This window comes from Collinsella aerofaciens, assembly GCF_039062315.1.
GTDB classification, from domain to species: Bacteria; Actinomycetota; Coriobacteriia; order Coriobacteriales; family Coriobacteriaceae; genus Collinsella; species Collinsella aerofaciens_BG.
In genome coordinates this window covers 26,817-45,921 of record NZ_JBCJBG010000006.1, presented here as the reverse complement: position 1 = coordinate 45,921, position 19,105 = coordinate 26,817, and the positions used below count along the sequence as shown (strand labels likewise).

General features: G+C 60.2%; 13 protein-coding genes and 1 tRNA gene. 7 read left to right on the top strand and 7 right to left on the bottom strand.

All coding sequences use genetic code 11. The features are described from left to right. Positions 1–8 precede the first annotated feature (8 nt). From ychF to ABCP74_RS04555, 3 genes are all read right to left on the bottom strand, one after another. A complete protein-coding gene (gene ychF, locus ABCP74_RS04565; RefSeq protein ID WP_343000963.1) occupies positions 9–1,085 on the bottom strand; it encodes a redox-regulated ATPase YchF in 1,077 nt (358 codons plus the stop codon). Positions 1,086–1,212: 127 nt separating this feature from the next. Next, a complete protein-coding gene (locus ABCP74_RS04560) occupies positions 1,213–2,556 on the bottom strand; it encodes a 6-phospho-alpha-glucosidase (protein WP_055287031.1) in 1,344 nt (447 codons plus the stop codon). Between the two features lie 154 nt (positions 2,557–2,710). Further along, a complete protein-coding gene (locus ABCP74_RS04555; protein WP_343011767.1) occupies positions 2,711–4,318 on the bottom strand; it encodes an alpha-glucoside-specific PTS transporter subunit IIBC in 1,608 nt (535 codons plus the stop codon). Between the two features lie 358 nt (positions 4,319–4,676). On the opposite strand from ABCP74_RS04555, the gene ABCP74_RS04550 reads away from it, so the two are divergent. Both ABCP74_RS04550 and ABCP74_RS04545 read left to right on the top strand, forming a co-directional pair. Then, positions 4,677–5,702: a zinc-dependent alcohol dehydrogenase family protein gene (locus ABCP74_RS04550; RefSeq protein WP_118387611.1), complete on the top strand. Its 1,026-nt coding sequence runs from the start codon at positions 4,677–4,679 to the stop codon at positions 5,700–5,702. Positions 5,703–5,767: 65 nt separating this feature from the next. Next, entirely contained in the window at positions 5,768–6,523 is a 756-nt protein-coding gene (locus ABCP74_RS04545; RefSeq protein ID WP_343000965.1) for a GntR family transcriptional regulator, read from the top strand. 131 nt (positions 6,524–6,654) lie between these two features. Here ABCP74_RS04545 and ABCP74_RS04540 read toward each other — a convergent pair whose 3' ends face one another. Next, entirely contained in the window at positions 6,655–7,908 is a 1,254-nt protein-coding gene (locus tag ABCP74_RS04540; protein WP_343000966.1) for a 4Fe-4S binding protein, read from the bottom strand. A 154-nt stretch (positions 7,909–8,062) separates the two neighbouring features. Here ABCP74_RS04540 and ABCP74_RS04535 point away from each other — a divergent pair, with 154 nt between their 5' ends. Continuing rightward, positions 8,063–9,019: a 2-hydroxyacid dehydrogenase gene (locus ABCP74_RS04535; protein WP_343000967.1), complete on the top strand. Its 957-nt coding sequence runs from the start codon at positions 8,063–8,065 to the stop codon at positions 9,017–9,019. Between the two features lie 132 nt (positions 9,020–9,151). On the opposite strand, the gene ABCP74_RS04530 is transcribed toward ABCP74_RS04535, so the two are convergent. Together ABCP74_RS04530 and ABCP74_RS04525 are read right to left on the bottom strand one after the other, a co-directional pair. After that, positions 9,152–10,252 carry a glycerol dehydrogenase gene (locus tag ABCP74_RS04530; RefSeq protein ID WP_343000968.1) on the bottom strand — a complete coding sequence of 367 codons (1,101 nt, stop codon included), beginning with the start codon at positions 10,250–10,252 and terminating at the stop codon, positions 9,152–9,154. Between the two features lie 78 nt (positions 10,253–10,330). Beyond that, positions 10,331–11,554: an iron-containing alcohol dehydrogenase gene (locus ABCP74_RS04525; protein ID WP_343000969.1), complete on the bottom strand. Its 1,224-nt coding sequence runs from the start codon at positions 11,552–11,554 to the stop codon at positions 10,331–10,333. 500 nt (positions 11,555–12,054) lie between these two features. Between ABCP74_RS04525 and ABCP74_RS04520 the strand changes: the two genes are divergently transcribed. The 4 genes from ABCP74_RS04520 to ABCP74_RS04505 all read left to right on the top strand — a co-directional run bounded on the left by ABCP74_RS04520 (position 12,055) and on the right by ABCP74_RS04505 (position 16,573). Then, complete coding sequence (locus ABCP74_RS04520) at positions 12,055–13,131, top strand: hypothetical protein (RefSeq protein WP_343000970.1); 1,077 nt, start codon at positions 12,055–12,057, stop codon at positions 13,129–13,131. After that, positions 13,131–14,174, top strand: a complete 1,044-nt coding sequence (locus tag ABCP74_RS04515; protein ID WP_343000971.1) for a hypothetical protein — start codon at positions 13,131–13,133, stop codon at positions 14,172–14,174. Before ABCP74_RS04520 ends, ABCP74_RS04515 begins: the two co-directional genes overlap by 1 nt. 45 nt (positions 14,175–14,219) lie before the next feature. Then, entirely contained in the window at positions 14,220–16,397 is a 2,178-nt protein-coding gene (locus ABCP74_RS04510; protein ID WP_343000972.1) for a MurT ligase domain-containing protein, read from the top strand. A gap of 99 nt (positions 16,398–16,496) precedes the next feature. Next, a tRNA-Glu gene (locus ABCP74_RS04505) sits at positions 16,497–16,573 on the top strand. 195 nt (positions 16,574–16,768) lie between these two features. Here the strand turns inward: ABCP74_RS04505 and ABCP74_RS04500 are convergent. After that, the gene (locus tag ABCP74_RS04500; protein WP_195621871.1) at positions 16,769–18,856 is read right to left on the bottom strand and encodes a glutamine synthetase III family protein; all 2,088 of its coding nucleotides are present in this window, start codon (positions 18,854–18,856) and stop codon (positions 16,769–16,771) included. Between the last annotated feature and the right edge of the window lie 249 nt (positions 18,857–19,105).

Below are 19,105 nucleotides of genomic sequence, written 5' to 3'. Positions count from 1 at the left end.
CGTCGTCCTTACACGTTAAAGCGGAAGTGCACGACGTCGCCATCGGCCATGACATAGTCCTTGCCCTCAATACGCAGCTTGCCGGCGGCCTTGGCGCCCTGCTCGCCGCCGAGCTCGATGTAGTCGTCGTAACCAATGACCTCGGCCTTAATAAAGCCGCGCTCAAAGTCGGTGTGGATGACGCCGGCAGCCTGCGGGGCGGTTGCGCCCTGACGAACCGTCCAGGCCTTGACCTCCATCTCGCCGGCCGTAAAGAACGACTGCAGACCGAGCAGCTTATAGGCCGCCTGCGCGAGCACGTCCAGACCGGGCTGTTCCAGGCCCAGGCTCTCCAGGTAGTCGGCGGCGTCCTCGGGATCGAGCTCGGAAAGCTCGGCCTCGATCTTGGCGCAGATGGGCAGCGGCTTGACGCCATCGATGGGCGCCAGGTCGTCGTTGAGCATATCCTCGTCCACGTTGGCCACATACAGGATGGGCTTCATGGTGAGCAGGAACAGGCCCTTGGCAGCGGCACGCTCCTCGTCGGTCATCTCCATAGACGCGGCGCGCTTGCCTTCGTTGAGCCAGGCAAGCAGGCGCTTGGCGACCTCAAACTTGGGCATGAGCTCCTTGTCGCGCTTGGCCTCCTTCTCGAGCTTGGGCAGCTGCTTCTCGAGCGTGCCCATATCGGCCAGGATGAGCTCGGTCATGATGGTGTCGGCATCGCCGGCAGGATCAACGAACTCGCCCGTGCGGCCCACCTCACGCATGACGTTGGGGTCCTTAAAGTAGCGCACGACCTCGCAGATGGCATCGGTCTCGCGAATGTTGGCCAAGAACTGGTTGCCCAGGCCCTCGCCCTCGTTAGCGCCCTTCACCAGACCTGCGATGTCGACGAACTCGACCGTAGCCGGCACAATGCGACCCGGGTTGACGATGGCGGCGAGCTTTTGCAGGCGGCTATCGGGCACGTCGACGATACCCACGTTGGGGTCGATCGTGGCAAACGGGTAGTTGGCGGCAAGGCCGGTCTTTTTGGTAAGCGCGGTGAACAGCGTCGACTTGCCCACGTTGGGCAGGCCCACGATACCGATGGAAAGGGACACGACAGCTCCTTTTGATACAGGTACTTCAAACTGCATAAGTATAGCGCCGCCGCAGCATCCGGGCGAATCCGGACACCGCGGCGGCGCAAATGAAGCAGAGATGCGTGAGAGTTCGAGACAGCAGTCCTTACTTAAGCTCGGGCCAGAAATCCTTGTTGGCCTCGATGAGCTCGTCCAGGATCTGCTTGGCAACGCTCGCCGAAGGAATGGTCTTGGAGAGCGTGAGTGCCTGCCAGAGCTTCTGGTAGCTGCCCTCGACCCAAGCCTGGACAACGAGCTTCTCGACGGAAACCTGCTGCTCCATCAGGCCCTTCTGGAACTGCGGGATCGGGCCCTGGCAGATCTTCTCAAAGCCGTTGGAGCCAACGATGCAAGGCACCTCGACCATGGCCGTCGGGTCGAAGTTGGGCACAGCGCCATCGTTGGGGACAATCAGCAGGAAGCGCTCGAGCGTGTTCTCGGCCAGCGCGCAGGCAAGGTCGACGATGTAGTTGGCGTGTACGTCGGGCTCAAAGCCGCCGTCCTTGGCAGTACCCTTGGCGATGATGTCGCGGCAAGCGCCAAAGACCTTCTTCTCGCGGCCGTCCATAACCTCATTGGCGCGAGTGTAGTTGGGGTCAGACGTCTCGACAACATAGTCCGGGTACAGGTAGTACTTGAGGTAGGTGTTGGGAATCGTCTCGGGATCGACAGCATAGACATCCTTGGCCTTGCCGAAGGTGTGAATCCAGCTCTCCTCGACGTGCTGCTCCTTACCGGCCTCGTGCTCAATGCCGTCCAAGTAGCCGTTCTTTGCCATGTGCTCCTTGATCTGCGGCATGAGGTCGTTACCCTCCTTGTCGTAGATCTTGCTCCACCAACCAAAGTGGTTGAGGCCGTAGTAGCTATACTGCAGCTCGCGACGATCCTTGATGCCGCACATACGGCTCATCTTATCCATGAGGTCGATCGGCATGTCGCAGATGTTGATGATGCGGCTGTTGGGGCGCAGCACACGGCAGGCCTCGGCGACGATGGCCGCGGGGTTGGAGTAGTTGAGCATCCAGGCGTTGGGGCTGTACTTCTCCATGTAGTCCAGTATCTCGATGACACCGCCGATGGAGCGCATACCGTAGGCGATGCCGCCAGCGCCGCAGGTCTCCTGACCAACGCAGCCGTACTTGAGGGGGATCTTCTCGTCGAGCTCGCGCATAGCGTAGAGACCCACGCGGATGTGAGCAAGGACGAAGTCAGTACCGGTAAAAGCGGTCTCGGGGTCGGTGGTGTAGTTGAACTCAACCTCGGGAGCGTTCTCGTGGAAGTAAATCTCGCACGCCTTGGCAACGATCTCCTGGCGCTCGGCGTTGTTGTCGTAGAAGGTCACCTTGTTGACCGGGAAGCGGTCGCGCTCCTCAAGCAGCATCAGAGCGATGCCCGGGGTGAAGGTAGAGCCACCGCCGGCAATGGTCACGGCATAGTTTTTCTTGGACATGATGTCCTCCTCATTCTGGCCGCTTGCTCAATCCATCCCCGTACGCGGCCTGCACGGTTTGGAACTGTTACCTAGAAGTGGAGTTTTTATCTCTAGAATCGGCCTTGCGGTGCATACCGGCTCTGCAAGGCCGATTGTTTCGATGGACGATGGTTTACAGAAGACTCTCGAACTTCAGAAGACTCTCGAACTTCTCGCGAACCTGTGGGACGGTAAGGCCGATGATGACCTGGATTGACTGACCTTGGACCACCAAGCCATGCGTACCGATCGCCTTGAAGGAAGCCTCGGGCGCAACGACGCTCTTGTCCTTGACGTTAACGCGCAGACGGGTAGCGCAGTTAGTTACATCGATGATGTTATCCGTGCCACCGAGCAGATCGAGGATCTTCTCGGCAAGCACCAAGCGCTCATCATCTTTACTCTGGGCGACCGATTTGCCAGCAGCAGCACCGCCCTGCTTTTGCTTGTAGTCGGCCTTGGACTTGAGCTCGACCTCAACATCGTCATCCTCGCGACCGGGGGTCTTAAAGTCGAACTTGACGATCAGGAAACGGAAGACCACGACCCAAAGGGCGGTAAAGCACAGACCGACAAGGATGGAGATGGCGTACTGCAGACCGTGTGCGGCCCAAAGGGGCAGCCAGTCCCACGAGAGCATCGAGATGATGCCGCCGTCGAAGATGCCCACGACGCCAAGGAGGTTTTGAGCCATGCAGCCGAGCGCTCCGAGCACGCAGTGGACGACGAACAGGCCGGGCGCGATGAACAGGAAGGTGAAGTCAAGCGGCTCGGTGATACCGCAAAGCATAGCGGTAAGGGTGACGGGAATGAGCAGAGCCTTGACGCGCTGCTTGCGCTCGGGTTTGGCGGTCATATAAAACGCAATGGCGACGCCAAGCGAGCCGAAGACCTTAGTCCAACCAGGGCAGGTATAGGCAGCCCAGGGTGCGGCATCCTTAAGAGCAATGCTCGGATCGGCAGCCAGTTGGGGCAGGATGTTGGCCCAAGCAGCAAAGATGCCGCCGTTGACCGCCGCGTTGTCGTAATAGAACGGCGTATAGATAAAGTGGTGCAGGCCTGTAGGAATCAGCACGCGCTCGAAGAAAGCAAAGACGCCCACGCCGAACGTACCGGCGGAAAGGATGAATCCCTGGAAGGCGGAGATAGCAGCCTGAACATGCGGCCACACCAGGCAGGCGATAATAGCGACCGGAACCATAACGAAGAAACCGATCATATAAATGAACACGGAGCCCGAGAACACGCCCAGCCACTCAGGAAGTTCGGTGTCGAAGTACTTGTTGTGAAGCATCGTGGCGATACCAGAAATGATAAGCGCGCCCATGATGCCCATATCAAGCGTTTTGATGCTTGCGATAGTGGCAAGACCAGTACCGCTGCCCGCCTCGACAGAGTAGTCGACTCCAAAGACAGGGCCCCACTGCCCCAAGATTGTGCTTACAAAGTAGTTGAAGGTAAGGTAGATGGCCAAAGCCTCCATGCAGCAGCGAGCGTTCTGCTTGTTCGCGAGCGAGATTGGCAACGCTACGCAAAACAGCAACGGCATCTGGTTAAAGAGCGTCCAACCACCCTGGAGCAGCACATTCCAGCAATCAAACCAAAGATGACCCGCTGTGGCCATCTCGCCAAAGATCGCCTCGGTGGTAAACAACGTACCCAGGCCGACGACGATTCCGGAAAATGCGAAAAGAATTGCAGGCGTGTACATTGCACCGCCGAAACGTTGTATCTTTTGCATCATGACGGGGAATCCCCCTCTCTTCATTCGGAGCGCTGCGGTTTTGGCTTCACTCGAGACCGCAGACGCGCCGTTTGCGTGGACCTCGTGCAATAGGACGGGTGGGCCCGTGTCCCTGACTTCTTGCACTTACGTTTTATCACATCACTTATCTAGACAAGTTAGCATAAAGACTACGGTCGGTAAACGGTTGATTATTGGCCGTAAACGGTATATGTCCAGTATTTCGCCTGCTAAATCTGACATAGCTGATGGCTGCATTTTAAATTTCTTTTCTACTTGTCTAGATGTGCTTGTCTATATCTATATACATGCCTATACTTCATTACAACATTCACCGCCACGTTAAGGAGTCACCATGAAAAGCGCGGTCTTCTATGGAAAGCACGACCTCAGAGTCGAGGAATCGGCAAAGCCGGCCGTGGGCAGGCGCGACGTTCTGATCAACGTCAAAGCTTGCGGCGTCTGCGGTACCGACGTTCATATCTATGAAGGCGACAAGGGTGCAGCCGACGTTACCCCGCCCACGATCCTTGGTCATGAGTTTGCCGGCGTTGTCGAGGCCGTGGGCAGCGACGTCGCCGGCTTTAAACCGGGCGATCGCGTGTGCATCGACCCAAACCATCCCTGCGGCTGCTGTGAACCCTGCCGCGACGGAATCAACCACTACTGCGAGCATATGACCGGTTACGGCACCACCGTTAACGGCGGCTTTGCCGAGTACTGCTCCGTCGATATGCAGCAAGTCTACAAGTTGGGCGATCACACCAGCTTTGAGCAGGGTGCTATGACCGAGCCCGTCGCCTGCTGTCTGCACGGCATCGATATGTGCAACATCAAGCCCGGCAGCACAGTTGTCGTTATCGGCGGTGGCATGATCGGTCTGCTCATGATGCAGCTCGCCAAAAACGCCGGCGCCACCAAGGTTGTCTTGCTCGAGCCTGTCGAAGGCAAGCGCGAGGTTGCGCTCAAACTCGGCGCCGACCTGGCAATTGATTCCATCCACGAGGACGTCCCGGCCCGCCTGAAGCAGGAGGGCGTCGGCAACGTCGACGTTGTAATCGAATGCGTCGGCAAGCCCGTCACCATCGAGCAGGCCATCCAGATCGCCGGCCACAAGGCTACGGTCATGATGTTCGGCCTCACCAAGCCCGATGAGACAATCACCGTCAAGCCCTTCGAGGTCTTCCAGAAGGAGCTCGTGCTCACCTCGTCCTACATCAACCCTTACACACAGCGTCGCGCGCTCGAGCTCATCGACTCTGGCAGGCTCGACGTATCCTCGATGGTCGCAAAGGTAGCCTCCCTCGATGAACTCGGTGCCATCCTGTCAGACCCGGCCCTGCGTGCCATGGGCAAATATATAATCGACCCCAGCAAGTAAATCGCTTGACACCTGCGCGGGCGGCCCTCATCCACCGCTCGCGCACTCAGCTCTAGGAGACCGTCATGGCGCGAGCCATCTTCCAAACTATTTATGACAACGTGAAGCAGTCGATTGACGACGGCACATACGCCTATCAGAGTTATCTGCCTTCGGAGACTGAGCTCACGCAGCTGTTTGACTGTTCGCGCATGACGGTCCGTCGCGCCATCTCGATGCTTGCGGCAGATGGCTACGTGCTCCCCCAGCAAGGCAAAGGCATGCGCGTCATTCGCAACATCAGTGACGAGACGAGTCGTGGCGGCGGCGGACTCGAGACCTTTAAGGAAATCGCAGCCAGTCGAGGCTTTGAGCTCAAAACGGTTACCACTGTCTTTGAGCTCCTCGTCTGTAACAAGGCGCTCTCCAAGATTACCGGGTTTCCTGAAGGCTGTGAGCTCACGCGTGCCAAACGCATCCGTTATGCAGACGGACGGGCCGTGTGCTCCGACGACTCCTATTACCTAAGCTCACAGGTACCGGGGCTGACACCCGAGATTGTCAACGACTCGATCTATCGTTACCTCGAAGAAGGCCTTGGCATTAAGATTGCCACGGGCAAACGCGATGTAACGATTGAGCATCCCACGCCCGAGGATGCACGCGTGCTCGATCTCGACGACTTTAACGCACTCGCCGTTGTACGCGGACAGACCTACAACGCCGACGGCATCCTTATGGAATACACCGAGACAAAGCAGGTTCCCAGCTTCTTTTTACTCCACGAAACGGTCACCCGCCGCAATAACGGCAGCGAGACCCATCAGAGCAGTATGAGCTAACCATCTATTAGTTGCGGTGGGATAGTTCCTAGAATGGCCAGCTTAAGGGCAAAACAGGAACTATCCCACCGCAACTTTTTTGACCGGCGGGGCAGTACCTGTCCCACCGGTCATCATTTACGCTCGTTTAGCTAGTCCGCGAGCTTTTCCACTTGGTCGAGCATCTTGTTGAGCTTTTCCTTTGCCTCGGCCTTGACCTTCTCGGCCTCCTCGTGGGCCTTGGCCTTCTGAGCGGCCTTTTCCTCGGCCTCGGGGTCGACAACGACCAGATTGGACGCATCGTGCTCGACCAGCTTGAGCGCATGCTCGGGGCACACCTTGACGCAGGCTCCGCAACCTAGGCAATACGTGGACTCCAGTGCAAAGCGACCGCTTCCCACCAAATCGCAGGCAAACGTGGGGCACACGTTGACGCACTCGCCGCACGACGTGCACTTGTCGAAATCGCATTCCGGTGTGCTCACCTGCATATTCTGGGCAAGCTCGGGGTGGTTCTGCAGCGTCGAGAGCACCAGCTGCCGCCCGTGCGTGAGCGAACGGCGACGCTTGGTCGTCGTGGTGCCGCACATGGTGTTGAGCGTACGCTCGAGCTGCGTGATCTGGTGACGGTGGGCCTTGAGCTTTTGCGTCACCGAGGCCAGCGCCGCCGTCGCCGGATTGAGCTTGGTCACCGTCAGGCCCGTGGTGCGGGCAATCTTATCCATGTACTCCTTGCGCTCGTACTCGCGGCGCTTATGGCATTTGAGGCTCTTGGGGTCGACCTCCAGGCCCATGCCCGTACCGGCCCACTCCTCGGCAGTGGCGATGGCCTCGCCTAAAATATCCTCGCCACCGGTGTTGCGGCACTTATCGCACACACCCAGTGGCAGGTAGACGCTCACGTTGGGATAGTCGGCCAGCACCGAGAACCAGGTCTCGGCAGTAATATCGCCCACGCAGGCGACGACGACCTCGTTCTCGCGCGGCATGCGCTTGAGGGCGCGCGTGCAGGTGACGTAGGCGGTCTCGTGGCTCGTAGCAGCAGAGACGATGTCGTCATACAGGTTTTTGGGCGCCAGGCGCGGCGAAATGATCGCCTCGGTCGGACAGACGGCGGCGCACAGGCCGCACTTGCGACAGGAGTCGAGGATCTCAATGGCATCTTCCTCGACCTCGATAGCGTTGACCGGGCACACGTCCATGCACGCGGTGCAGCCGCTCTTTTCGTTTTTGCAGGTCAAGCACGGAATGGTGTTGCCGCGCGGGCGCTCCTTGTAGTCGGCAGGATTCCATTGCGGCGCCGACGGATCGAGTGCATCGGTCACGCCGCCAAGCGGATTTTTAAGAAAGTCGAAACCCTTGCTGATCTCGATAATGTCATCAAACAAATCGTGTTCCTGCGCCATGCGCGGCCCCTCCCTGAGCAGTGCAAACAAGCGATAGATAATGATACGCTATCGGCCCACACCTCGGGCAAATTACACGCGGCGTATCTTTGCGGCAAATAGACCTACAATTTATTGCCAGCCTAATCGCCTAGGTTTATTGAGGAGTCACAAGATGAAGATTGCCCTGATCGAGCCGCTGGGAGTTCCCGAGCAGACCATCGACGAGCTCTCTGCACCCCTTAAGGACGCCGGACACGAGTTTGTCTATTTCGATACCAAAACCACCGATCCGGCCGAGCTCGCTCGACGCAGCGAGGGCGCCGAGGTCGTCATGATCGCCAACAACCCCTACCCCGCCGAGGTCGTCGCCGGCGCCGACGCGCTCAAGATGATCGCCGTCGCCTTTACGGGCATCGACCACGTGGGGCTTTCCGCCTGCCATGAGCGCGGTGTTGAAGTTCGCAACTGCGCCGGCTACTCCGACGTTTCGGTCGCCGAGCTCACCCTTGGCCTGGCCATCGACGTGTTGCGCAAGGTGAGCGCCGCCGATGCCGCCGTCCGCACCGGCAAGACGAGCGCCGGCCTTATGGGCACCGAGATCTGCGGCAAGACCGTGGGTATTGTGGGTTGCGGCAAGATCGGCTGCGCCACGGCTCGACTCTTTAAGGCCTTTGGTGCCCGTGTGCTAGGCTATGCCCGTCACGAACATCCCGAGGCTGCCGAGGCGGGCATTGAGCAAGTCTCGCTCGAGCAGCTGCTTGCCGAGTCCGACATCGTGAGCCTGCACCTACCCAACAACGACACCACGCGCAAGAGCTTTGGCGCCGAGCAGTTCGCTCAGATGAAGGACGGCGCCGTGTTTATCAACTGCGCCCGTGGCGCCATCGTGGACAATAACGCCCTTGCCCAGGCACTCAGCGACGACAAGCTCGCCGGTGCCGGCATCGACGTCTTTGATATGGAGCCGCCCATCCCCGCCGACTACGCGCTCATCAACGCCAAGAACTGCATCTTCACGCCGCATGTGGGCTTCCTTACGCACGAGGCCATGCACCGCCGCGCCAGGATTGAGTTCGACAACGTCGTCGCCTACGTTGAAGGCCGCGCGCAGAACGTTTGCGAGCTGTAGGCAAACGAGGGCGGGGCAAAACCTCATCGCAGGCCTACCCCGCCCTCTTTGGTACAAAGCAACCTGATCCCTTTGCACCATAGCAAAAAGGGGCAAAGCCTTCTGTCGGCTTTGCCCCTTCCTTACCTTAGTTTACTCATCCATAAGGTAGTAGTGACCCAGTGCGTCGGCACCCAGGATGGCGTTGGCGACCATCTCGGGCGTCACCTCAAACGGCATGTTGCACATGGTGTCATCGGGCGCGCAGGCGGCCTCGGCAACAATCATGGCCTGCTCGCGCGTAAGCTCGGCAACGCCAAGTTCCTTCATCGTGACCGGCAGGCCCAGCTCAATGCAGAAGCCCAAGACTTCCTCGAGCTTCTCGGTCGGGGCATCCTCGAGTACCAGCTGGACGATAGTGCCGAAGGCGACCTTCTCGCCGTGATACATGCTGTGGCACTCGGGCAGCATCGTCAGGCCATTGTGGATGGCATGAGCGGCAGCAAGGCCCGAGCTCTCAAAGCCAATGCCCGAAAGCAGCGTATTGGCCTCGATGATGTGCTCGACGGCAGGCGTGAGCGCACCCTTCTCCAGCGCAACCTTGGCCTTGACGCCATCGGCCATAAGCGTCTCGTAGCAGAGCTTGGCGAGCGCCAGACCAGCCATGCTGCCCTTGCCGCCAGCGCAGGTGCCGCCGTCGGCATCGTGCGTCGCCTGGGCCTCGAAGTAGGTTGCGAGCGCATCGCCCATACCGGAAACCGTCAGGCGCACCGGGCTCGCCGCGATAACCGTCGTATCCATCAGGACGATATTGGGGTTTGCCTTAAGGAAGAGGTACTTATCGAACTGGCCGTCATCGGTGTAAAGCACCGAAAGTGCCGAGCACGGTGCATCGGTCGAGGCAATGGTGGGGCAAATGATAACCGGGGACTCCAGGTAATAGGCGACGGCCTTCGCAGTGTCGAGGATCTTGCCGCCACCGACGCCGACGATGATGTCGCAACCGTTGTCGCGAGCGAGCGCAACCAGGCGATCGACCTCGCCCTTGGAGCACTCGCCGTTAAAGTCCTCAAACAGCAGCTCGGCCTTGGCCTCGGCAAAGCCGCCCTCGATCTTGGCACCGACGCGCTTCTTGCCCGAAGGCGTCACGATGACGAGGGCCTTAGCGCCGAGCGGCTCGACATAGGAGCCGAGCTTGGCGAGCTCGTCCGGACCCTGGATGTACTTGCTGGGGCTATTGAAAATTGCAGCCATAACTATCCCATTCTCTAAAAAAGAAAGGGGCTCCGTACAGATACGTGCGGAGCCCCTCGTTACGATAACAAGAGTCGATTAGAAATCGATGTCGGTGTCGTAGTAGCAGGCCTTGAGGATCTTCTCGAAGTCGGCAGCCTTGGTCTCACGCGGGTTCTCGGGCGTGCAGGCGTCCTGCTCGGCGTTCGCGGCGATCTCGGGCAGCTTGGCGAGGAATTCCTCCTCGGAAACCATCTGCGGGTTCTCGGCGTCGACCTTCACGCCACCATTCGCGTAATCCTTGATGGACTGCGGAATGTTGAGCTGGTCGTTGAGGTCGCGAATCTTCTGGACGAGTGCAGCGATGAGCTCCTCGTTGGTCTCGCCGGGAAGGTGCAGGATCTCCTTGGCCACGTAAGCGTAACGCTCGGCAGCACGGGGATCCTTGGAGTTCCACTGGATGACCTTGCCCAGGTACATGGCGTTAGCAGCACCGTGGATGATGTGGCCGTTCTCGAAGGCAGCACCGGTCTTGTGAGCCATGGAGTGAACGATGCCGAGCAGGCCCGAGGAGAAGGCGATACCGGCGATGCACTGAGCCTCGTGCATGTGCTGACGGGCCTCATGGTCGCCAGCATAGGACTTGGGCAGCCACTCGACGATCTCGCGGATGCCGTGCAGAGCGTTGGCATCGGTGAACATAGAGGCGCAGGTGGAAACGTAGGCCTCCATGCAGTGGGTCAGAGCATCCATGCCGGTGTGAGCGCACAGCTTGGCGGGCATGGTGTAGGTGAGCTCGGGGTCGACGATGGCGACATCAGGGGTGATGTTGAAGTCGGCCAGCGGGTACTTGATGCCCTTTTCGTAATCCGTGATGACGGAGAATGCGGTGACCTCGGTAGCGGTGCCGGAGGTAGAGGAAATGGCGCAGAAGTGAGCCTTCTGACGCAGCTCGGGGAAGCTGAACGGCTGGATAATGTTGTCGAAGGACTCCTCGGGATACTCGTAGAAGACCCACATGGCCTTAGCAGCATCGATGGGCGAACCGCCGCCGATAGCAACGATCCAGTCGGGCTCGAAGTCGCGCATAGCGGCTGCGCCCTTCATGACGGTCTCGATGGAGGGATCGGACTCGACGCCCTCGAACAGCTTGACCTCGAAACCGCCCTCTTTGAGGTCGGCCTCAACGTCCTGCAGGAACCCGCCGCGGCGCATAGAGCTGCCGCCAGAAACGATGATGGCCTTCTTGCCCTTGAGGTTCTTCACCTCGTGGCGAGCGCCCTCACCAAAGTACAGATCGCGAGGATTGGTAAAACGTCCCATACTGTGCCTCCTAAACAAGCCCCTCTTAGACTTGCGTATATAACGGAGCACCCAATTGGCTCCGTTAGGACCGTTTTGCGCGTTGCCGGCGATGACAATGCGCGATGTCTGAACGTCTCGACGCTCAGACAAACACTATTTTACCGTTCTGGTTGGTCAGTTATTCACCTAAAGCCAATAATGATGAAACGTTTTTTCTATCCCTGAAGACCCTTGTGGGGCACTCATACTCCCAAGCTGGGCAAACGTTTTATCAGGGTTGACCACATATCCCGGGCAGGACGGTACCCCTCCAAAATGTGCCCCGTTCGCCGCCAAAAATCGACCGTTTACGGCACCGTGATACCACTCGGTCGTCCAAGGTGCCGACATTTGTGCGACATCCATCTTCGTGGTGCAAAGGTGCAAGTCCAAGTGCGGCACCCCCGGTGTGCCACATGCGGGTAAACTAGAACTTTATATAGAGACATTTGAACCCTAACCGCAGCAAAGGAGGCCCCATGGCATTCGATCCCATTCAAGAGGATTGCCATCGCCTCGTTCTTGAGGCCTTGCGCCGCGACAATATCCCGCTCACCGACGGTGCCGCCGTAGAGCGTCTGATGGAACAATTCACCCGCAACCCCGCGCCGCTCATCGTGCACGACCGCGACCGCGCCGGGCACCTCATTGCCAAGGTGGTCGAGGCTGTCGACTACCGCATTCCCTTTATCCCTGACGATACCCAGGCAGAGCAAGAAGAGGCCGCTGCCGAGAACATGCTTCGCGAGGCAGCCGCGCTCGACCCTACCAACTGGGATGCCCAGCGCATGCTGACCGCCCTCACCGCCAACTCCAACGAGGAGTACGTACAGTACTTGGTATCCAAGCGCGATGAAGTCGAGCACGACCTGGCACTCAAGATCGCCTCGGCGCAGGACCCCTACGAGCGTGAGGCCGCAGGCGACCTTATGCGCCGCCCCTACCTGCGCTGGCTTGCCGCCCTTGCGTCGCGCGCCCTCATTAGCGGCCGCTATCGCATGTCGCTCGAAGCCGCAAACCGCAGCCTCGACTTTGCCCCCAACGATCCGGCCGGCGTCCGTCACACCGCGATGCTCGCCATGGCGAAGCTCGAATACCCCGCCGAGGAGCTCAAGCGCTTTCGCTCTGCCCACTCCGTCCCCTATCTCGCTAACACGCCGCTACGCCGTCGTCCCAAGGACGCGGAGCGCGACTTGGACCCGTGGACGCTCATCGCGCTGATGAGCGCTGCCTGGCGCGAGCTGGACTACGAGGGTGCCGAGCACTACTTGCGTATCCTTGCACGCTCGTGCCCGCACGCAGCCGAGGCGCTCTACTTCCAAACCGAGTTTCCCGATGGCGTCTATGCTCGCGTCAACGTAGGTCCGGGCTCCACCGATGAGCTCGTCCTTGCCCTGTCCGAGGCGACGCCGGTGCTGCAGGAGGGCCTAGGCGCGCCCGACAACGCCAGCTTTGCCGCCTGGGTCGCCACCAACGACATCGTGCGCTCCCAAATCGACGAGCGCATCCTACGCGCAGCCGAGCAGGGATTGCCGTTTAAGGGAGGAGACCTCTAATGGATCCGAGCGTCTACATCCCCGCCTATCTGGAGCGCACCTATCTGGCATCACACCCCGAACTCACCGATGCAGCACGCGAGCTTGTCCATAACGACATCAGCGCAAACCCTCAAAAGTATGCGCAGACCGAGCATGCCCAGGCGCTGCTGTCCTATGCCGGCGTTCATCGTCATTTGCTTGACGAACTTCGCCGCATCGAGGACATGGGCAGCGACGAGGAGTTTGAGCAGACGCGCAACCGCCTGTTCGACGACATGCGCGATGAGCTGCTCAAGATCGTCCGCGTCGATGCGCATGTCCTCGATGCCCAGTTGCTCGCCATCATCCTGGCGGACACGCCCGTCGATGCCTGCCTGGGCGACTTGATGAAGCTCGAGGCGAGTACGGCCGACTACCTGCAACAGAGCGTGCCCGGGTTTGATATGGAGGCCCCACACTACTGGGCCAACAAGGTGCTGGCAGACGGCGTGACGGCGGCCGATCTCACCGTAAGCGAGCCGGCTCTGATCGGCTGGCTCCACACGCTCGAGGCCATCTCGCAGCTGTGCATGGCGAGCGCTCGTTACCGTGCTGCCGCCAACTATTCTCGCCGTGTTCTTAAGGCGGAAGGCTATCCCACCCGAGCTGCAGGCACCGTGCTACTCGCCCTCGCTCGCCTAGAAGACCAGGACGGTTTTTTTGCCCTGGCACATCAGCTCGAGGAACAGATGGGGGCAGACGCGCTCGAAAACTCTCCTTGGTACCTGCTCGCCCGCACGATCCTGCTGTTCAAAACAAACAAGATGCGCCCGGCGACGCGCGCGCTGCGTGAGTTCGCCAACCGTTGCGAGGGCGGTGCGTTCTTCTTGCTGAACCCCATGTACCAGACGCCGTATCTTCCCTGCCGACCCGAGCCGCGCGACCCCTGGGACCTCTCGCACCAGGCGGTTTGGGAAGCCGACGGCATTATCTCGGACACCCCCGACTTTGCCCCCTGGGCCAACGCCTGCGAAGACGTATCGCAGCTTGCCCAGGAATTTGCGCGCCGCTACGGATTTTAGTGACGCACTCGACCCGACCATGTCGTTTACGTTAGGAACGATTTCATGAACCTCCGCTCATCTCTTGCCTGCACCTCGAGCGATATCGCCCGCTGGGGACTGCGCTCCGTCCTCAAGCGCCAGGGCGGCGTACTCCCCGGCCGCATCGCCATGAAAATCGACCCTGAGCTGCTAAGCGACCTCGCGAGCCTGGTCGACCGCAGCGTGGTGATCACCGGCACCAACGGCAAGACCACCACCTCCAACCTCATCGCCGACGCCGTTGCTGCCAGTGGTGCTAGCGTGGTGTGCAACCGTGCCGGCAACAATATGGAGCCTGGTGTGGTGGGTGCTCTGCTCGAGGCCCGCGGCGGCCTTAAGCACACCAGCAGCGGCAAGCGCGTGGGCGTTTTTGAGTGCGACGAGCTCTACACCGTACGCGTTCTGCCCAAGCTCAAGCCGACGTACTTTGTGCTGCTCAACCTGTTTCGCGACCAGCTAGACCGCTACGGCGAGATCGACCATACCCAAGACGTCATCGCCCATGCGCTGGAGCTTTCGCCGGCAACGACGCTCATCTACAACGCAGACGACCCGCTGTGTGCCGCGATCGCCGCGCGCGTTCCCAATGCAAGCATCGCCTTTGGCATCGACGGCGCCACCGACACCGAATCCGACCGCATTAGCGACTCGCGTTTTTGCTCACAGTGCAACGCGCCGTTGGAGTACGACTATGTGCAGTACGGACAGCTTGGCGCATACCATTGTCCCTCGTGCGGCTGGGCCCGCCCCGGGCTTGTCCGTCGCGTGACGGGCGTGGAGCTCGGCTGTGACGGCTACAGCTTTGACTTGAACTTTGGACCCGATATCGACGCACCCGCAACGCACATCGCCACGCGCTACAACGGCCTGTACATGGTCTACAACGTAGCCGCAGCCTTCTTCGCCGCCCACGAGCTGGGCATGGACGCGGCGCATCTGCAGCCCACGCTCGATGCCTACATCCCCGCCGGCGGGCGTATGGGCCGCTGGGAGATCGCCGGCCGTACCGTCGAGGCAAACCTGGCCAAAAATCCCGTGGGCTTCGATCGACAAATCCAGTCCATCAAGACGGCAGGCGGCAGACTCTGCGCTTTCTTCCTCAACGACAACGATGCCGACGGCCACGATGTATCGTGGATCTACGACGTCGACTTTGAGCGCATCGCCGACACAACGGGACTTGTCGCCTTTGCCGGCGGCACGCGCGCGCACGACATGCAGGTGCGCCTCAAGTACGCCGACATCGATGCCACGATTATCTCGAATATCGAGCAGGCGATCGGCGCCGTGGCAGACGAGGAGGCTGGCGACACTTTCTATGCCGTCGCCAACTACACGGCCTTTCCGCCGCTGGTCAAGGAGCTCGATGGGCTCAAAGACACCGATGCGGCTACGGTTGCCGCCCACGCCGCAACGTGCGCCGATGGCAGCGTCGTCCCCGTCGGCGTCGCGCCGGTCGAGCTTTCACGCCCCCTGCGCATCGTCTATCTGTATCCCGACGCCCTCAACCTCTACGGCGACGGCGGCAATGTCATCGCCCTCGAGCGCCGCTGCACCTGGCGTGGCATCCCCGTTCGCGTGGACGAGGTTCGCATGGGCGAGGTGCTCGATCTCGCCGACGCCGACATCGTCATGATGGGCGGCGGCTCCGATCGCGACCAGCTGGCCGTGGCGCACGAGCTTCTCGCTCAAAAAGACAAGGTCGCGGCCTATGTTGAGGACGGCGGCTCGCTGCTTGCTATCTGCGGCAGCTATCAGCTGCTCGGCCGTTCGTACTATATGGGCGAGAATCGCGTCGAGGGCCTGGGCGTCATTGCCGCCGAAACCGTGCGCGGCTCCGACCGCCTGATCGGCAACGTCGCCGTCAAGACCGACCTGGCACCTGAGCCCTTTGTGGGATTCGAGAACCACGGCGGCCGCACCCTGCTCGATACAGAGGCCACGCCACTCGGAACGTCCGTCGTTGCGGGCACCGGCAACAACGGCGACGATGGCTTTGAGGGCATCATCTACAAGGGCGTCATCGGCACGTACCTGCACGGACCAGCGCTACCCAAGAACCCCGAGCTCGCCGACTGGCTCATTACCCACGCCCTCGAGCGCCGCAGCGATGCGCAGGCCACAGCCCTGCTGCCGCTCAAGCCCCTCGACGACACCTACGAGCGCGCCGCCCACGACGCCGCCATGAAGCTCCTCCCCTAACGCCCCGCCACTACAAAGGGACAGGCACCTTTGTGGTGGTTTTCCAGTTTGCCAACGATATACGCGCCGGCAAAAAAGTCTGCTATACTCTTTCCCGCTGTCCCCATCGTCTAGCGGCCAAGGACGCCACCCTTTCAAGGTGGATATCGCGGGTTCGAATCCCGCTGGGGGCACCATTTGAAATCTGAAGCCCGTTACCAATTCGGTGACGGGCTTTTTTCTTCCCCAACGCCGGGATTCGAACCCGACAGGGTGCGAATCCCGGCAAATCGGCGACAAAGCGGGCTCCGAAGCGTCCTTCTCAAACAAAAAGCCGGGGCCCGTGCGATGCGGACCCCGGCTCAATACCGTGACGATATGTCAGTTACATTCTACACGTAGAACAGGATGTCGTCGTAGGTCGGGACCGGCCAGTAGTCGGCGGCCACGATCTCCTCCATGGCATCCACGGCGGCGCGCAGCGTATCCATAGCGGGAACGACCTCGTGTGCATACACGTTGGCCTGCTCCTGACCATCGAGGGCCTCGGCCTTCTGATGCACGGCGTCGAGCGCCTTGATGGAGTCGTTGATGGCGGTGATACCGTTGCAGAGCTTGTTGAGCGTGTTCTGCTCGCACTGCATGGCGGCCTCAGCACCGGCGGCACGAATAGTCTCAAGGCCCTTCGCGACCTTGGTGGCATAGGCGGTAATGACCGGGCGATAGGTACGACGCGCCTCGCGAACCATCGTGGTAGCCTCGATGTTCATGAGCTTGTTGTACTTCTCGAGCTTGCAGTCGTAGCGGCACTGGGCCTCGGCCTTGGTCAGGACGCCCGTCTCCTCAAAGAGCGCGATAGCCTTATCGGAAACAAAGGCGGGCAGGGCGTCGGCCGTGGTCTTGTTGTTGGCAAGGCCGCGCTTCTCGGCCTCGATGGGCCACTCGTCGGAGTAACCGTCGCCGGAGAACAGGATGCGCTGGTGATCGGTCAGCACCTTCTTGCAGTACTCGAGCGCGGCGTCCTGGAACTTATCCTCGGGCGTACCCTCGAGTGCGTCGGCGAAAGACTTGAGCGATTTGGCCACGGCGGCATCGAGCACCAGGTTGGAGTCGGAGACGTTCTGCTCGGAGCCGCAGGCACGGAACTCGAACTTGTTGCCGGTGAAGGCAAACGGGGAGGTGCGGTTGCGGTCGGTGTTGTCCTGCATCAGCTTGGGCAGGGTATCGGCGCCCAGGTCGAGCACGCCGCGCGTGGCATGGACGGAAGCCTTGCCATCGATGATCTTCTCGACGACCTCGGTAAGCTGGTCGCCCAGGAAGATGGACATAATCGCCGGAGGAGCCTCGTTGGCGCCCAGACGATGATCGTTGCCGGCCGAGGCAACGGAGGCACGCAGGAGCTCCTGATAGTTATCGACGGCCTCGATCACCGCGGTGAGGAAGACGATGAACTGCAGGTTGTCGAGCGGGGTGTCGCCCGGGTCGAGCAGGTTCTCGGACTCGGTACCAAGCGACCAGTTGTTGTGCTTGCCCGAACCGTTGATGCCCTCGAAGGGCTTCTCGTGCAGCAGGCAGACCAAGTCGTGGCGGGAGGCGATGAGCTTCATCTTCTCCATCATGACCAGGTTCTGGTCGATGGCCTCGTTGACCTCGCCATAGACAGGGGCGAGCTCATGCTGGCAGGGAGCGACCTCGTTGTGCTTGGTCTTGGCGGGAATGCCAAGCGCCCACAGTTCATCGTCCAGGTCCTTCATATAGGCCGAGACGGTGGGGCGGATAGCGCCAAAGTAGTGCTCCTCGAGCTCCTGGCCCTTGCAGGGAGCAGCGCCAAAGAGGGTGCGGCCGGTGATGACCAGGTCTCTGCGCTTGCGGTAGGCGTCCTTCTTGATCAGGAAGTACTCCTGCTCATCGCCCACGGAAGGAACGACCTTCTTGGGGGTCTTACCAAACAGCGCCAAAACGCGCTTGGACTCACGCGAGAGCGCGGTCATGGAGCGCAGCAGCGGGGTCTTCTTGTCCAGGGCCTCGCCCGTGTAGGAGCAGAAAGCCGTGGGGATGCACAGGACATCGTCCTTAATGAAGGCGGGGCTGGTAGGATCCCAAGCGGTGTAGCCACGGGCCTCGAAGGTGGCACGCAGGCCGCCGTTGGGGAAGCTGGAGGCATCCGGCTCGCCCTGGATGAGGTTCTTGCCCGTAAACTTGGTAATGGCGGTGCCGTCGTGGTTGGGCTCGAGGAAGCTGTCGTGCTTCTCGGAAGTAATGCCCGAAAGCGGCTGGAACCAGTGCGCGTAGTGCGTCGCGCCCTTGGAGATGGCCCAGACCTTCATGGCGTGGGCAACGGCGTTGGCCACATCCAGATCGAGCGGCTCACCGTCCTCGAGGGTTGCAGCAAGGCGCTTCCAAATGTCCTTGGGGAGGTAGTCCTTCATGACTTCCTCAGAGAACACCATGGTCCCGAAGCGGTCAGTAAGATCGGCCATACGGAACTCCCTTCGTATCGGCACCGCGTGAGAAGCGGTGTTGATTACTAACGAACGAGTCATAGCTTAGACTCGCCGTGTTTCCGCGACATTACCGTTATGTTGCTGTCGCGAAACCAATCAATGAGGTTACCGCATCACAGCGGCGCTGCCGCCCTTAATGGCCAATCAACTGTATAAATTGCAGACCTCTCCCCATAGTTTAAGGGTAGTCAATTTGGGATGGGGCTCTATTAACTGGTATTTCGC

Bases quoted from the DNA above. Each gene is read 5' to 3' on its own strand.
- ABCP74_RS04500 (WP_195621871.1), bottom strand. From the start codon at position 18,856: ATGGCCGATCTTACTGACCGCTTCGGGACCATGGTGTTCTCTGAGGAA.
- ABCP74_RS04530 (WP_343000968.1), bottom strand. From the start codon at position 10,252: ATGGCTGCAATTTTCAATAGCCCCAGCAAGTACATCCAGGGTCCGGAC.
- ABCP74_RS04550 (WP_118387611.1), top strand. From the start codon at position 4,677: ATGAAAAGCGCGGTCTTCTATGGAAAGCACGACCTCAGAGTCGAGGAA.
- ABCP74_RS04535 (WP_343000967.1), top strand. From the start codon at position 8,063: ATGAAGATTGCCCTGATCGAGCCGCTGGGAGTTCCCGAGCAGACCATC.
- ABCP74_RS04545 (WP_343000965.1), top strand. From the start codon at position 5,768: ATGGCGCGAGCCATCTTCCAAACTATTTATGACAACGTGAAGCAGTCG.
- ABCP74_RS04520 (WP_343000970.1), top strand. From the start codon at position 12,055: ATGGCATTCGATCCCATTCAAGAGGATTGCCATCGCCTCGTTCTTGAG.
- ABCP74_RS04515 (WP_343000971.1), top strand. From the start codon at position 13,131: ATGGATCCGAGCGTCTACATCCCCGCCTATCTGGAGCGCACCTATCTG.
- ABCP74_RS04560 (WP_055287031.1), bottom strand. From the start codon at position 2,556: ATGTCCAAGAAAAACTATGCCGTGACCATTGCCGGCGGTGGCTCTACC.
- ABCP74_RS04510 (WP_343000972.1), top strand. From the start codon at position 14,220: ATGAACCTCCGCTCATCTCTTGCCTGCACCTCGAGCGATATCGCCCGC.
- ABCP74_RS04540 (WP_343000966.1), bottom strand. From the start codon at position 7,908: ATGGCGCAGGAACACGATTTGTTTGATGACATTATCGAGATCAGCAAG.
- ABCP74_RS04555 (WP_343011767.1), bottom strand. From the start codon at position 4,318: ATGCAAAAGATACAACGTTTCGGCGGTGCAATGTACACGCCTGCAATT.
- ABCP74_RS04525 (WP_343000969.1), bottom strand. From the start codon at position 11,554: ATGGGACGTTTTACCAATCCTCGCGATCTGTACTTTGGTGAGGGCGCT.